The sequence below is a fragment of the Klebsiella sp. 10982 genome (assembly GCF_048589245.1).
Taxonomy (GTDB): domain Bacteria; phylum Pseudomonadota; class Gammaproteobacteria; order Enterobacterales; family Enterobacteriaceae; genus Klebsiella; species Klebsiella quasivariicola.
Genome location: NZ_JBMAXV010000032.1, coordinates 18419 through 30269 on the forward strand (window position 1 = coordinate 18419; position 11851 = coordinate 30269).

Sequence of the window (11851 nt, forward strand, 5' to 3'; positions counted from 1 at the left end):
GCCTGATGTTGATGAAAACCACCGTCACTTCTTCCCCGTCGCTGGCGGGGACTTCCGGGATCACCCTGGACTCGCTGCGCGTTTCATACCACGGCAACGTGGTCTTAAAACCGCTGTCATTGACCATTGAACCCGGTGAGGTGCTGGCGCTGATAGGCCCTTCCGGTTCCGGGAAAACCACGGTGCTGCGGGCGATCGCCGGTTTTGTGCAACCGGCTGGCGGTCGGATCCTGATCGGCGATACTGACGTCACCCAGCTGCCGCCGTATCAACGCGGGCTGGCGATGGTGGTGCAGAACTACGCGCTGTTTCCGCATATGAAGGTGGAAGATAACGTCGCCTTCGGCCTGCGGGCGCAAAAGCAGCCCAGGGGGCTTATTGCCGAGCGGGTGGCTGAAGCCTTAAAAATCGTCGGTATGGCGGATTACGCCACCCGCTACCCGCATCAGCTTTCCGGTGGCCAGCAGCAGCGCGTCGCGATAGCCCGCGCGATTGCCGTGCGTCCTCGGGTACTGTTGCTTGATGAACCGCTGTCGGCGCTGGATGCGCAAATTCGTCATAACATGGTGGAAGAGATTGCCCGTCTGCATCGCGAACTGCCGGAACTGACCATTCTCTACGTCACCCACGATCAGACCGAAGCGCTGACCCTGGCGGACAAAATCGGCATCATGAAAGACGGTTCGCTGATTGCCCACGGTGAAACGCACGAGCTGTACCACTATCCGCCGAACCGCTTTAGCGCCGAATTCCTTGGCCGCGCCAATATCCTGCAGGCGACGGCGCTGAAGGACAGCACCGAGCCGGGGCTGGTTAGCGTGAGCTGCGGCGGCGGCCTGATTAACGCCTTCAGCCGGGGCGGCCTGCATGGCAACAACAAGCTGTTATGCATTCGCCCGCAGCACATGAGCCTGGCGCCGCGTTCAGCGATGAGTAATCGTCTCAACGCCACCCTGACCTCGATACACTGGCAGGGCGATCTGACGCATCTGCTGTGTGACGTCGCGGGCGAAGCGGTGCGGATCGTCATGACCCACGTCAACCCACTGCCGCGCGCGGGGGACAAGCTGGCGCTCTACTTCGAACCTGGCGATGCGGTTCTGATCGAGGTGCCATGATGACGCAGACCCTCACGCTCGCGCGTCCGGCGCGAAACCTACGCCCTTACCTGTGGCTGGCATTGCCGCTGCTGGTGCTGACGACGCTGTTTTTCTATCCGCTACTGCTGATCGCCGAACAGGCGCTGCGCGACGCCAGCGGCAACCTGAGCCTCGAGACCTTCTGGCAGGTGATTGACTCAAAACGCTTTATTGGCGCGCTGCTCAATACCTTACAGATTGCGGTGTTCGCTACCCTTGGCTGCCTGATACTCGGCAGCGTGCTGGCGCTGATTCTGGTGTTTATTCCGTTTCCCGGCAGCCAACTGGTGAGCCGGGTCATTGATACTTTTATTGCGCTGCCGACCTTCCTGATTACTCTCGCGTTCACCTTTATTTACGGCTCGGCGGGGCTGCTCAACGGCACCCTGATGACGCTGTTTGCTTTTGAACTGCCGCCGGTGGACTTTCTCTATTCAATAAACGGCGTGATCCTGGCGGAGATCACCGTCTTTACGCCGCTGGTGATGCGCCCGCTGATGGCCGGACTGCGGCAGATAGATAAGAGCCAGCTGGAAGCGGCGAGTATTCTCGGCGCTCACCCGTTACGGGTGATTACCCAGGTTATCTTCCCGGCGGCGCTACCGGCGCTGATGGCGGGGGGCAGCCTGTGCCTGCTGTTGACCACTAACGAGTTTGGCATCGTGCTGTTTATTGGCGCCAAAGGGGTTAATACCCTGCCGATGATGGTCTATAGCAAGGCGATTCTGGAGTCGGATTACAGCGTGGCCTGCATGATTGCGCTGATTAATATTCTGCTGTCGCTGGGGCTGTTTATGCTCTATCGGCTGGCGGCGGCGCGCACTGGCGTAAGGAGTTAACGATGTTGATTTGGTCGCGTAAAGGCCGCGCGGCGGCGGGCGCGCTGGCGGTCACGCTATTTGCCGGCGTTTTCCTGCTGCCGCTGGCGGTGATTTTACTCTCCAGCTTGAGTAAACAATGGAATGGCCTGCTGCCCACCGGCTTTACCTTTGCCCACTTTGTTAACGCCTTTCGCGGCGCGGCGTGGGATTCGCTGTTTTCGAGCCTGATGGTGGGCTTCTGCGCCAGCCTGTTGGCGCTGCTGTGTGGGATGTGGGCGGCGCTGGCGCTGCGCCAGTATGGCGCGAGGCTACAGAAATATCTTGGCCTGGCGTTTTATCTGCCCAGCGCCATCCCCTCGGTTTCCGTCGGGCTGGGCATTCTGGTGGCGTTCAGCCAGGGGCCGCTGCAGATGAACGGCACCTTCTTTATCGTTCTGGCGGCGCACTTCGTGCTGATCTCCGCCTTTACCTTCAGCAACGTAACCACCGGGCTGGCGCGGATTTCCGCCGATATTGAAAACGTCGCCTCAAGCCTGGGCGCTTCACCGTGGTATCGCCTGCGCCATGTGACGCTGCCGCTGATGACGCCGTGGATGATTTCAGCGCTGGCGCTGAGCCTGTCGCTGTCGATGGGAGAGTTGGGGGCGACGGTGATGATCTATCCGCCGGGCTGGACGACGCTGCCGGTGACCATTTTCAGCCTCACCGATCGCGGCAATATCGCCGATGGCTCGGCGCTGACCATTGTGCTGGTGGGCGTCACGCTGCTGTTGATGATGAAGCTTGAGCGTATCGCCCGCCGATTAAGCCAGAGATAAAGAATTGATAACGCCACCCGGGCACGGGGCTGACCGCCCGGCGGCGCTACGCTTGCCGGTCCTGGGGGGATCCCGCAGGCCTCCTCAGTCGTAGCCCGGCTAAGCGTAGCGCCAGCCGGGAACGCTCCTTCAACAACGCTATCGCATCAGAACCACGCCTCAAACATCCCGCCGACGTTCAGCGAATCCAGCTGCTGGTCTTTGGTGTTGTTGACCTTCGCGGTATGCTCGTTATCCACCTGACCACCGGTCACGTAGAAGCGCAGCATCGGACGGAACTCCGGCCCCATGCCGATGGCGATGTTCTGCGACAGCGTCAGCTTCCAGCCGTGGTTATCCCCGCCCTGGTCGTAATCCACGCGCTGGTAGCCCGCTTCCAGCCAGGTGGAGTGCACGTCGTTCCAGAAATACATCGGCCGGACGATGGCGCCGTAGTTTTTACGGTTGTCGGTATTGTCCTTGCCGTTGTCGTAGTCATGGAAGGCCAGCAGGTATTCGATCTGCGCCTGCTGGGTGAACTTATGGTTGCCCTCGAAGCTGGCGTAGACCGTGGTCAGGTCGTCGGTTTTGTTGTAGACGCTGTTATCCGAGTTGTCGGAGTAGCGCAGGATCACCTTGTTCACCCCGCTGTCGTTGGTGTGGCTCAGCACCAGCCCGCCCTGCCAGGCTTCGAGGCGGGCGTCGCTGTCCACCGCCTTCGAATCAAAGCCGTAGTTGGCGTACACCTCGACGTCGATCGGCCCGGCCTTGATGTTGTGGGTTTTGGTGGTCAGCGCGTAGTGGCCGTTGTCGCCAGTGTCGGAGCTGCCGGTACAGGTGATGCGCGACGGGTTGGTCTCATCGGCCATCACTTCCGGGCTACAGGATTTCACCTGCGACACCGCCGCCACGTCAAACTGCACGCCGCCGATATCAAAGTTCTTCACCCCGGCGCCCTGGCCGTCGTGGTTCATCCAGAAGTAGTCGTTGATCCCCTGTTGCGGACGCTGGTGGAAGTCGCGCCCGGCCCAGATATAGGCGTTGGGGTTGGATTCCAGCACGTTGGTGACGCCGACGTAGGCCTTCTTCAGGTTAACTTCATCGCTCCAGTGGTCGAACATCACGTTGAGATCCCAGATAGCCCCCTGCGCGCTTTTGAAGGCCTTGCTGATCTGGAATTCACCGCCGTTGCTTTCGTTGCCCAGACGGCCGATCGCCGAGGCGCCGTTATAGGAGCCGTCGACGCCGACATATTTCTGGTCGCCGGTCTGGAAGTGGGCGCCATAGCGGGCGTAGCCGCTGAACTTGAGGCCGAACGGAATGGCCATATCCGGCGAGGCGGCGGTGGTCTGCGGGTTGGTGATCACGTCGACCTTTTTGTCGGCCGCGGCGTCAATTTTCGCCTGGCGGTCGGCCAGCGCTTTATCAACGGCTTTGGCGACGATGGCGTCGATCTGTTCCTGCGTAAATTCTTGGGCCATGACAGAAATTGGGCACAGCGCGGCGACAACCGCCATGGCTAAAGGCAGTTTTTTCACAGTATTCATGGTTATCTCGCTTTAATAATTAATATATTTCAGATAATAACCATCCCATTCTGGCTAAAATAAATAACCAAAATAAGCTGATTTGTTTTTTAGGGTACAGCGACGCCGGAGAATAATATTCTCGCTGACGTTATTCCATATTAATTAACGCTGGTACAGATGGATTAATTCCTCTGAGAATTCACGGGCCAGCAGCGAATTCATCAGATGATCCTGGGCATGTACCATAATCAGCGTCATGGGCTGACGCGCTTCACCGGCATCCTGCCCGATGAGCTGGGTCTGCATCTGATGCGCCCGGCGGGCGTAGCCGTCGGCCTCATTTAAGAGTAAGCGCGCTTCGTCGATATTTCCGGTTCGGGCCGCATGCAGCGCTTCAAAACATAATGAGCGTGACTGTCCCGCATTAACGATAATTTCCATTACCGCATCTTCTAATTCAATCATGTATATTCCTGAGGTATTTATTATTTAATAATGCAGGGAAAGTCCATTTTCTGCATTATTACGCTGTCATCTTATTATCTCTCCGGAAGGAGAGGGATTAGCTAACGGTTTCTGCCACCGGAACGCTATTTTTGGCTTTCTCAACTTCGGTTTTCATTAAGGAACGTTCATAAGCGCGCAGGAACGGCAGGTAAATGACCGCCGACATCACCATGCAGATAACGCACATCACCACCGGACTCAGGGTCCAGTTAGCCGCCCACGAGGCGCCAATCGGGGCCGGCGTGGTCCACGGCGTCAGCGACACTACCTGGCTCAGCCAGCCAAGACGGGTTGCGCCGTAAGCCAGCACCGCGTTGACCATCGGTACGCAGACGAAGGGGATAAACATCATCGGGTTCATGATGATCGGCGCGCCGAACAGGATCGGCTCGTTGATATTAAAGAAGCTCGGCACGATGCCCATCTTGCCGATGGTCCGCAGATGGGTAGCCCGACTACGCAGCAGCAGGAAAGCCAGCGGCAGGGTCGAACCGACGCCGCCAATAAGCAGATAGTGATCCCAGAAGCCCTGCAGATAGACGTGCGGCAGTACCGTACCCGCCGCCAGCGCCGCCTGGTTTGCCGACAGGTTGGCCATCCAGAACGGGTTCATAATGCCGGTGACAATCAGCGAGCCGTGGATCCCGGCGAACCAGAAAATCTGGCACATCAGAACGGAGAGCAAAATCGCCGGCAGCGAGTCGGAGGCGGAAACCAGCGGCTCCAGCAGATGCATGATCGCCTGCGGCAGGATCATCCCGGTCTGCGCTTCGATAAACAGATTCAGCGGATGCAGAGTGGCGATAACCACCAGCACCGGGATCAGGATTTCAAACGAACGGGCGACGCCGGTCGGCACCTCTTTCGGCAGACGAATAGTAATGTTGTTTTGCTTCAGCCACGCGTAGACGCGGGTGGAGTAAATGGCGGTGATCAGGGCGGTGAAAATGCCCTGGCCGGACAAATACTGAGTGGAAATTTTACCATCGGCATAGGGCGCGGCGACCAGCAGGAAGGCCATAAACGCCAGCAGACCGGACATCACCGGATCGAGCTGAAACTGACGACCAAGGCTGGCGCCAATGCCGACCGAGATAAAGAAGGTCATCACGCCCATGCTGAGGTTAAACGGCAGCATCAGCTGTTCGCGGTAATGCTGGGAGAAATCAAGCCAGCCGCGGGCAAAGCCGTTGGTGGTATCGGGGGAAAACGGCGGAAAGATAAATACCAGCATGAAAGAGCCGATGATCATAAACGGCAAGGCGGCAGTAAAGCCATCGCGGATCGCGATAACGTATTTCTGCTGCCCAAGGCGTCCTGCCAGCGGAGTAATAGATTGCTCGATCACGGCAATCATGGACTGATACAGAGAACTCATTTCAACACCTCTCAGTGCGCCGCTGGGATCAGCGACAGAGCATAATTCAGGACGTTGTCTCCCCGCTGCATACCGTAGTCCATCGTATCGATGGGCTGAACGGGAATGTTCAGGGAAGCCGCTTTCTCAGACAGGGTTTTCAACATGTATTTCACCTGGGGGCCAAGCAACACCACCTGATACTGCGGAAACTGCATGTCAAATTCGGAAACACCATAGGCATCAATCTGCACCGGCAGGTCACGTTCCTTCGCCGCCTCCACCATCTTTCTGACCAGCAGACTGGTGGACATCCCGGCAGAGCAGCACAGCATAATCTTGTACATCGACGACCATCCTCAAAATGTAAAAAGTTATTGCGTCGGTGATTTGATATCAGACGGAAACCGGTTTCCATTCATAAAAAGCAGAACTGTGATAGTGGTCAAGATCTCCTGCTTATGGGGCGGATTTATTGGATTTCGCTCACATTATTCTGTCGATTTGGCGATGTTTTGCGCTGAAATGGAAAATCGGTTTCCAAACAAATGACGAAATGGATATACTGCGCTGGTCACAATTGAAGCGATTCAGGTTTACAGGATTTTGGCGGGACGCGGCGCCCGCGCAGGGGAAAATGATGTCGACAATCAATGATGTTTCACGACTTGCCGGGGTTTCCAAAGCCACGGTGTCGCGAGTGTTGAGCGGCTCACGTGGCGTGAAGGAAGCCAGTCGTCAGGCGGTACTGCAGGCGGCGGAAGCGCTCAATTACCGGCCAAACATGATAGCCCAGTCGTTGCTCAGTCAGTCCACCGGCTGCATCGGCGTCATCTGCGCCCAGGACAACATCAATCAAACCACCAGCTATCTCTACGCCCTGGAAAAACAGCTCAGCCAGCACCAGAAACACCTGCTGCTGCGCTTCGCCAACACCAGCAACGGCGTGATGAACTCGCTGGAGGAGTTGACCTGCGGATTGTGCGATAACGTGCTGATCATCGGCGCGCGTTTCCCCCTGAATATTAACCGCCCGGACGTGGTGCTGGTGGACTGCCTCGACAGCGAGGGCGACAACAGCATTCAGTACGATCATGCCTTTGCCGCCGAAACCGCGTGCCACTATCTGATAAGCCAGGGAAGACGGCAGATTGCGCTGATTCATCCGCAGAGCAGCGGCTTTGCCGATCAGGTGCTGCTGGGCTATAAGCACGCGCTGGAAAAAAACTTTTTGCCGTTTAACCGCAACCTGGTGTTTCTGGATAACACCTCACCGTCGGTGGCGGTGCAGGAGCTGGTCAATAACGCCACGACGCTGAACTTTAACGCGCTGCTGGTGAGCGATGAGCTGCAGGCGCAGCGCGTGGTGCCGCAGCTGCAGGCCTTTAACCGCGCTGTTCCGCAAAATGTCATGGTGTTTAGTCTCGCTGGATCGTTACAGCTGCCCGGTATCCCGACTATCCCGGCGATTGAATACTCCATGGACGCGATGGCGTCGCGGATCGTCAACTGGCTGACCGAGAAAACGGACAACCCGGGCAGCAGCCCGCTGCGCGGCGATTTAATTATTCCTAAGCACTAAACACCACTCTTGCCCTGACCCGCCGCCGTTGGCTGCGGGTTTTTTGCTGGCTGGTTTTTGTCGTATCCCTCACATTATAAATAAAACTCATATCTGACGCCGGGTTTTCGAACCGGACAGCCTGCGTGACCTGCCTTAAGTTGAGTACGAAAGTTCCACTCAAAAAACACTAACCAGAACATTCGTACCGCCTGCTTGAGGATGTCACCCTATGAATCACACGAACGTTGTCGATGTGAAAGCGTGGATAGATGCCCGCCCGGTCTCGCGCTTTCAATGGAACGTGCTGCTACTCTGTTTCATCATCATTATGCTGGATGGTTATGACGCTGCGGTGATGGGCTTTGTCGCCCCGGCGCTCATTGAGGACTGGGGCATCAGCCGGGCTGAAATGGGGCCGATACTCGGGGCGGCCATGTTCGGCGTCGCCATCGGCGCCCTGGTGGCGGGCCCGCTTTCTGACCGCTACGGCCGAAAACGCATTTTACTCTGGTCGGTGGCGCTGTTTGCGCTGTTCAGCCTGGCCGGCGCCGTGGCGCAAAGCCCATCACAGCTGGCGCTGATGCGTTTTCTTACCGGCCTTGGACTTGGCGCCGTGATGCCCAACTGCGTCACGCTGGTGGCGGAATATATGCCGGAGCGGCGTAAAGGGGTGATGATCACCCTGATGTACAGCGGTTTTAACGTGGGTTCCGGCCTCGGCGGCTTTATCGCCGCCGGGTTGTTATCGCATTACAGCTGGCACTCGGCGCTGATTTTTGGCGGCGTGCTGCCGCTCGTGGTGCTCCCCTTTATGATCGTGATGTTGCCGGAGTCGGCGATGAACATGGTGGCGCGCCGACTACCGGGCGAGCAGATCGCCAGGGCGCTTAACCGGCTTGGGGGCCAGTTTACGGCTGAAACCGTTTTCCAGCTCAATGCACCGCCCATCACGCGGAGCAGCAAAGTGGCGCAGCTGTTCCGGCATGGTTATGCCCGCGGCACGGTAGCGCTGTGGCTGACCTATTTTATGGGGCTGTTCGTGATTTATCTGCTGAACGGCTGGCTGCCAACCATTCTCCGCTCCGGCGGGCTGTCGCTGCAGCAGGCGGCGATGATGACCGGCTTGTTCCAGCTCGGCGGCCCGCTGGGCGGGATCCTTGTCGGTATGCTGATGGATCGTGCTTCGGCGAAAGAGGTGATTGCGGCAACCTATTTCCTCGGCTGCCTGTGCCTGTTGTCCCAGGGGTTGATGGATTTCGGTTCGGCGGCGCTGTCGGTGCTGATTTTCATCAGCGGGATGTGCATTAACGGCGCGCAGAACGGTCTGCAGGCCTATTCGCCAGCCTATTATCAAACCGAGATCCGCGCTACCGGTGTCAGCTGGATGCATGGTATCGGCCGTACCGGGGCTATTCTCAGCTCCACGCTGGGCGGGATGCTGATGCTGGCCGTGCCGGGACACTCGTCGATCTTTTTGGTGCTTGCGCTGCCGGCCTGCCTGGCGGGGATCTGTATTTTGTTGCACCGTATGAATCACGCTAAGCCTCGACTCACAGAGGCAGAACTGGACGCTTTGTCATCCCCCCTGGAACACCGATAAGTGGAGTTATCTGATGGCTAACATTCTCGGCGGTATCGCCGTCTCTCATACCCCGACTATCGGCTTCGCGGTCGATCATCATAAACAGCAGGACCCGGCGTGGGCGCCGATCTTCCAGAGCTTCGAACCGCTGCAGCGCTGGCTGGAGGAGAAAAAACCGGATGCGCTGGTGTACATCTTTAATGATCATGTAACCGCCTTTTTCTTCGATCACTATTCGACTTTTACGCTGGGAATCGACAGTCACTATGACGTTGCCGATGAGGGCGGCGGACCGCGCTGCCTGCCGCCGGTCCAGGGCAACGCGGCGCTCTCAAGGCACATTGGCGCCAGCCTGATGGCCGATGAGTTTGATATGTCGTTCTTTATGGATAAAAAGCTCGACCACGGCCTTTTCTCGCCGCTTTCGGCGCTGTTGCCCTGGGATGAAGCGCAGGGATGGCCGACGGCGGTGATCCCGTTACAGATCGGCGTGCTGCAATTTCCGGTACCGAGCGCGCGTCGTTGTTACAAACTCGGTCAGGCGCTGCGCCGGGCGATTGAAAGCTTCCCGGAAGATCTCAATGTGGCGATTGTCGCGACCGGCGGCCTCTCGCATCAGGTTCATGGCGAGCGCTGCGGATTTAATAATCCCGACTGGGATGCCCAGTTTGTTGACATGCTGGTTAATGATCCGGAAAAGCTCACCGAAATGACCCTTGGCGAATATGCCGAGCTGGGGGGGATGGAGGGGTCCGAAGTGATCATGTGGCTGGTGATGCGCGGCGCGCTATCAGCCAATGTCACCGAAACCTGGCGCGACTATTACCTGCCGTCGATGACCGGTATCGCCACGCTGATCCTTGAGAACAATGCGCGCCTGCCTCCCGTCGATACCCTGACGCGCCATCGCCAGCATATGGCGCAGCAGCTGGCCGGGGTGGAGAAACTACCGGGAACCTATCCTTTTACCCACGAGCGCAGCCTGAATGGCTTGCGGCTTAACCGTTTCCTGCATCGGCTGATTGAGCCTGCCTGGCGCGAACGTTTTCTGCAGTCGCCTCAGTCGCTTTATGCCGAAGCCGGACTGAGTGAGGAGGAACAGCAGTTGCTCAACGCGCGCGACTGGCGGGGATTGATTCAGTATGGCGCCAGTTTCTTCCTGCTGGAGAAAATGGGCGCGGTGGTCGGTGTATCCAACCTGCATATTTACGCCGCGATGCGCGGGCAGACGCTGGAGGCGTTTCAGCAAACGCGCAACCAACAGGTAACCTATTCGGTGGCGGGTAAACGTTAAACGGTCCCGTCCTGAACCTGCTGATAGATAAAACGCAACAGCGCCTGCGTCGCCGGGGAGGGCAGGCTACCGGCGCGAAACGTCAGCCCGATACGCCGGGTGGTATCGGGCAGGGGGACCGGCAACACGCTGAGCAGCCCATTGTCTGTCTCAAAACGCATCTGGCTGGCGGAGACCGCCGCCAGCATGTCGGAGTCCTGCAGCAATCCTCGCACCATTGCCGCATCCCCGGTCTCCACCGTCGGCTGGGGCAGCGGCAGCCCCAGGGTGACAAACGCCTTATCCAGCAAATGGCGCGCCGGCGCGTTGGCGCGCGGCAGCACCCATTGCGCGGTCGCCAGCTGGCTGCGCGGATCCGGATGGCGCAGCAGCGGGTGGTTATTACGCAGTAAAATCAACATATCCTCTTCGAATAACGCTTCGCTACAGAGGTCCGGGAGATCTTCATCCTGGCGCAGGGCGCCGATAATAAAATCGATATTACCTGCCCGCATATCGGCGACCAGCGACTCATACGGGCTTTCATTGGTCATGAGGGTGATGCCCGGGTGCTGGGCCAGAAAGGCGGCGATGGCGGAGGGCAGTAGCCGGGTCCGGCTCAGCGGCAGGGCGCCAATGCGCACGCTACCCTCCAGCACCCCGCGACGGGCGGCGAGATCGCTCCAGATATTTTCCAGCTCGTTGAGCGCTCTGCTGACCGGGGGATAGAGTAGCTCCGCGGCGGGCGTGGGGCGCACCCCTTCTGGCGTCCGGCGAAATAGCGCCGAATCCGCTCCTTTTTCCAGGACCTTCAGCGCGGCACTGACCGCCGGCTGAGTGATCCCCAACTGTTGCGCGACGGTTTGGGTATGGTTGACGTGATAGAGCTGAATAAAAATGGCTAACCGGCGGGTATTGAACAGCCAGCCGGCGTCCGCCAGCGGGCCGCTGCTGCGGGTATGGTGTTTCTGCAACAGCGCCGGGATGGCCTGCAGGTCGTCAATCGCCCGCCGGGCGCGCGGCAGGATGCACTTGCCATACTCGGTGGGCACCATGCCGCTGTAATGGCGTTCGAACAGCGTGACGTTCAACGCGGCTTCAAGGTCGCGGATCGCCCGGGTTATTGCTGACTGCGTGCGGAATAAGTCATCGGCCGCACGCGAGACGCTGCCGCGCAGCGCGACCTGACAGAAAAAGCGCAGCTGCATGATATTTATAATTTTATCGTGCTTTCTCTTCAGCATTGTTCGTCAGGCCTGAAACAGTGAGTGAATCGACAACA

At 58.3% G+C, this 11851-nt stretch carries 11 protein-coding genes; 6 read left to right on the forward strand and 5 right to left on the reverse strand.

Annotated elements, in window-relative coordinates; genetic code table 11:
* Window positions 1–5 precede the first annotated feature (5 nt).
* The 3 genes from phnT to phnV are packed head-to-tail and all read left to right on the forward strand — an operon-like array spanning window position 6 to window position 2778.
* Window positions 6–1118 (forward strand): 2-aminoethylphosphonate ABC transport system ATP-binding subunit PhnT, encoded by a 1113-nt coding sequence (gene phnT / locus ACKLKD_RS20585; protein ID WP_080897995.1) that lies wholly within the window; start codon window positions 6–8, stop codon window positions 1116–1118.
* Entirely contained in the window at window positions 1118–1978 is an 861-nt protein-coding gene (gene phnU / locus ACKLKD_RS20590; protein WP_025713853.1) for a 2-aminoethylphosphonate ABC transporter permease subunit, read from the forward strand. The genes phnT and phnU overlap by 1 nt, the downstream gene beginning before the upstream one ends.
* Before the next feature lie 2 nt (window positions 1979–1980).
* Window positions 1981–2778 (forward strand): 2-aminoethylphosphonate ABC transport system, membrane component PhnV, encoded by a 798-nt coding sequence (gene phnV / locus ACKLKD_RS20595; protein WP_025713854.1) that lies wholly within the window; start codon window positions 1981–1983, stop codon window positions 2776–2778.
* A 146-nt stretch (window positions 2779–2924) separates the two neighbouring features.
* Here the strand turns inward: phnV and ACKLKD_RS20600 are convergent, their stop codons facing one another.
* The 4 genes from ACKLKD_RS20600 to ACKLKD_RS20615 all read right to left on the reverse strand — a co-directional run bounded on the left by ACKLKD_RS20600 (window position 2925) and on the right by ACKLKD_RS20615 (window position 6497).
* Entirely contained in the window at window positions 2925–4304 is a 1380-nt protein-coding gene (locus ACKLKD_RS20600; RefSeq protein WP_080897994.1) for a carbohydrate porin, read from the reverse strand.
* A 144-nt stretch (window positions 4305–4448) separates the two neighbouring features.
* A complete protein-coding gene (locus ACKLKD_RS20605) occupies window positions 4449–4751 on the reverse strand; it encodes a PTS lactose/cellobiose transporter subunit IIA (RefSeq protein ID WP_002923158.1) in 303 nt (100 codons plus the stop codon).
* 97 nt (window positions 4752–4848) lie between these two features.
* Entirely contained in the window at window positions 4849–6171 is a 1323-nt protein-coding gene (locus tag ACKLKD_RS20610; protein ID WP_008806769.1) for a PTS cellobiose transporter subunit IIC, read from the reverse strand.
* Window positions 6172–6182: 11 nt separating this feature from the next.
* Window positions 6183–6497: a PTS sugar transporter subunit IIB gene (locus ACKLKD_RS20615; RefSeq protein ID WP_025713757.1), complete on the reverse strand. Its 315-nt coding sequence runs from the start codon at window positions 6495–6497 to the stop codon at window positions 6183–6185.
* Window positions 6498–6790: 293 nt separating this feature from the next.
* Here ACKLKD_RS20615 and ACKLKD_RS20620 point away from each other — a divergent pair, with 293 nt between their 5' ends.
* The 3 genes from ACKLKD_RS20620 (at window position 6791) to ACKLKD_RS20630 (ending at window position 10590) form a co-directional block, all read left to right on the forward strand.
* On the forward strand, window positions 6791–7732 hold the full coding sequence (locus ACKLKD_RS20620) for a LacI family DNA-binding transcriptional regulator (protein ID WP_080897993.1): 942 nt from the start codon (window positions 6791–6793) through the stop codon (window positions 7730–7732).
* Between the two features lie 211 nt (window positions 7733–7943).
* Complete coding sequence (locus tag ACKLKD_RS20625) at window positions 7944–9314, forward strand: MFS transporter (RefSeq protein ID WP_080897992.1); 1371 nt, start codon at window positions 7944–7946, stop codon at window positions 9312–9314.
* 13 nt (window positions 9315–9327) lie between these two features.
* Complete coding sequence (locus ACKLKD_RS20630) at window positions 9328–10590, forward strand: gallate dioxygenase (RefSeq protein WP_080897991.1); 1263 nt, start codon at window positions 9328–9330, stop codon at window positions 10588–10590.
* Here the strand turns inward: ACKLKD_RS20630 and ACKLKD_RS20635 are convergent.
* A complete protein-coding gene (locus ACKLKD_RS20635; protein WP_080897990.1) occupies window positions 10587–11813 on the reverse strand; it encodes a LysR family transcriptional regulator in 1227 nt (408 codons plus the stop codon). The two genes, ACKLKD_RS20630 and ACKLKD_RS20635, sit on opposite strands and share 4 nt — an antisense overlap.
* Window positions 11814–11851 lie beyond the last annotated feature (38 nt).

Coding starts and splice junctions, on each gene's coding strand:
- ACKLKD_RS20605 (WP_002923158.1), bottom strand. CDS start 4,751: ATGATTGAATTAGAAGATGCGGTAATGGAAATTATCGTTAATGCGGGA.
- ACKLKD_RS20610 (WP_008806769.1), bottom strand. CDS start 6,171: ATGAGTTCTCTGTATCAGTCCATGATTGCCGTGATCGAGCAATCTATT.
- phnU (WP_025713853.1), top strand. CDS start 1,118: ATGACGCAGACCCTCACGCTCGCGCGTCCGGCGCGAAACCTACGCCCT.
- ACKLKD_RS20630 (WP_080897991.1), top strand. CDS start 9,328: ATGGCTAACATTCTCGGCGGTATCGCCGTCTCTCATACCCCGACTATC.
- phnT (WP_080897995.1), top strand. CDS start 6: ATGTTGATGAAAACCACCGTCACTTCTTCCCCGTCGCTGGCGGGGACT.
- ACKLKD_RS20625 (WP_080897992.1), top strand. CDS start 7,944: ATGAATCACACGAACGTTGTCGATGTGAAAGCGTGGATAGATGCCCGC.
- ACKLKD_RS20615 (WP_025713757.1), bottom strand. CDS start 6,497: ATGTACAAGATTATGCTGTGCTGCTCTGCCGGGATGTCCACCAGTCTG.
- ACKLKD_RS20635 (WP_080897990.1), bottom strand. CDS start 11,813: ATGCTGAAGAGAAAGCACGATAAAATTATAAATATCATGCAGCTGCGC.
- phnV (WP_025713854.1), top strand. CDS start 1,981: ATGTTGATTTGGTCGCGTAAAGGCCGCGCGGCGGCGGGCGCGCTGGCG.
- ACKLKD_RS20600 (WP_080897994.1), bottom strand. CDS start 4,304: ATGAATACTGTGAAAAAACTGCCTTTAGCCATGGCGGTTGTCGCCGCG.
- ACKLKD_RS20620 (WP_080897993.1), top strand. CDS start 6,791: ATGTCGACAATCAATGATGTTTCACGACTTGCCGGGGTTTCCAAAGCC.